Annotated in this window: 1 protein-coding gene; it reads right to left on the bottom strand. The window is 46.3% G+C overall.

From position 1 onward, the window contains the following. Nucleotides 1–2,106: beta strand repeat-containing protein (locus ACXAGJ_RS24560; RefSeq protein ID WP_474843817.1), on the bottom strand; the 2,106-nt coding region annotated here is incomplete at both ends.

Here is a 2,106-nt window from a genome sequence, read left to right as displayed (position 1 = left end):
CTTCTGCGACATCAGCAGGTGTATCATTTACTGCCGTTGGCGTATCGTCTACTGGGGTTACATCAAAAGTAACCGTAGCCGTATCGGTATCTCCATCAGCATCTTCAATCTCATAGGTGATCGTTACAGGACCATTATAGTCTAAGGCTGGAGTAAAGTCAATCGTATCATCCGTTGGATCGTTTGGTGTACCACCATTGTTTACTACTGCAGTTCCTACTGCAGCTGGGATGGCAGTTACATTGATCGTTCCTGTACTTGGACCATCTCCTCCAAAGCTATCGTTTCCTAATACTGCAATGTTAGTCGTTCCACTATCTTCTGCGACATCGGCAGGAGTATCATTGGTAGCCGTTGGCGTATCGTCTACTGGGGTTACATCGAAAGTAACCGTTGCGGTGTCTGTATCTCCATCGGCATCTTCAATCTCATAGGTGATCGTTACCGGACCATTATAATCTAAGGCTGGGGTAAAGTCGATCGTATCATCGGTCGGATCATTTGGTGTACCTCCATTGTTTACAACTGCAGTTCCTACTGCGGCTGGGATGGCAGTTACATTGATCGTTCCGGTACTTGGACCATCTCCTCCAAAGCTATCGTTTCCTAATACCGCAATGTTGGTCGTTCCACTATCTTCTGCTACATCAGCAGGAGTATCATTAGTAGCCGTTGGGGTATCATCTACTGGAGTGACATCAAAAGTAACCGTAGCCGTATCGGTATCTCCATCAGCATCTTCAATCTCATAGGTGATCGTTACCGGACCATTATAGTCTAAGGCTGGAGTAAAGTCAATCGTATCATCAGTCGGATCATTTGGTGTACCACCATTGTTCACTACTGCAGTTCCTACCGCAGCTGGGATGGCAGTCACATTGATCGTTCCTGTACTTGGACCATCTCCTCCAAAGCTATCGTTTCCTAATACTGCAATGTTAGTCGTTCCACTATCTTCTGCGACATCGGCAGGAGTATCATTGGTAGCCGTTGGCGTATCGTCTACTGGGGTTACATCGAAAGTAACCGTTGCGGTGTCTGTATCTCCATCGGCATCTTCAATCTCATAGGTGATCGTTACCGGACCATTATAATCTAAGGCTGGGGTAAAGTCGATCGTATCATCCGTTGGATCGTTTGGTGTACCTCCATTGTTGACAACTGCAGTTCCTACTGCGGCTGGGATGGCAGTCACATTGATCGTTCCTGTACTTGGACCGTCTCCTCCAAAGCTATCGTTTCCTAATACTGCAATGTTGGTTGTTCCACTATCTTCTGCTACATCGGCAGGAGTATCATTTACTGCCGTTGGGGTATCATCTACTGGGGTGACATCAAAAGTAACCGTAGCGGTGTCTGTATCTCCATCAGCATCTTCAATCTCATAGGTGATTGTTACCGGACCATTATAGTCTAAGGCTGGTGTAAAGTCAATCGTATCATCCGTTGGATCATTTGGTGTACCTCCATTGTTTACAACTGCAGTTCCTACTGCGGCTGGAATGGCGGTTACATTGATCGTTCCTGTACTTGGACCATCTCCTCCAAAGCTATCGTTTCCTAATACTGCAATGTTGGTTGTTCCACTATCTTCTGCTACATCTGCAGGAGTATCATTTACTGCCGTTGGGGTATCATCTACTGGGGTGACATCGAAAGTAACGGTAGCCGTATCGGTATCTCCATCAGCATCTTCAATCTCATAGGTGATTGTTACCGGACCATTATAGTCTAAGGCTGGGGTAAAGTCAATCGTATCATCGGTCGGATCGTTTGGTGTACCACCATTGTTTACTACTGCAGTTCCTACTGCGGCTGGGATGGCAGTTACATTGATCGTTCCTGTACTTGGACCATCACCTCCAAAGCTATCGTTGCCTAATACTGCTATGTTGGTCGTTCCACTATCTTCTGCGACATCAGCAGGAGTATCATTAGTAGCCGTTGGAGTATCATTCACCGGAGTGACATCGAAGGTAACTGTAGCACTAGACGTATCTCCATCAGCATCTTCAATCTCATAGGTGATTGTTACCGGACCATTATAGTCTAAGGCCGGGGTAAAGTCAATCGTATCATCTGTCGGATCGTTTGGTGTACCTCCAT

The sequence above is a fragment of the Aquimarina sp. AWH4_224 genome, assembly GCF_056160245.1.
Note: the sequence above shows the minus strand (reverse complement) of the source record. Positions and strands in the feature narration are given on the sequence as shown.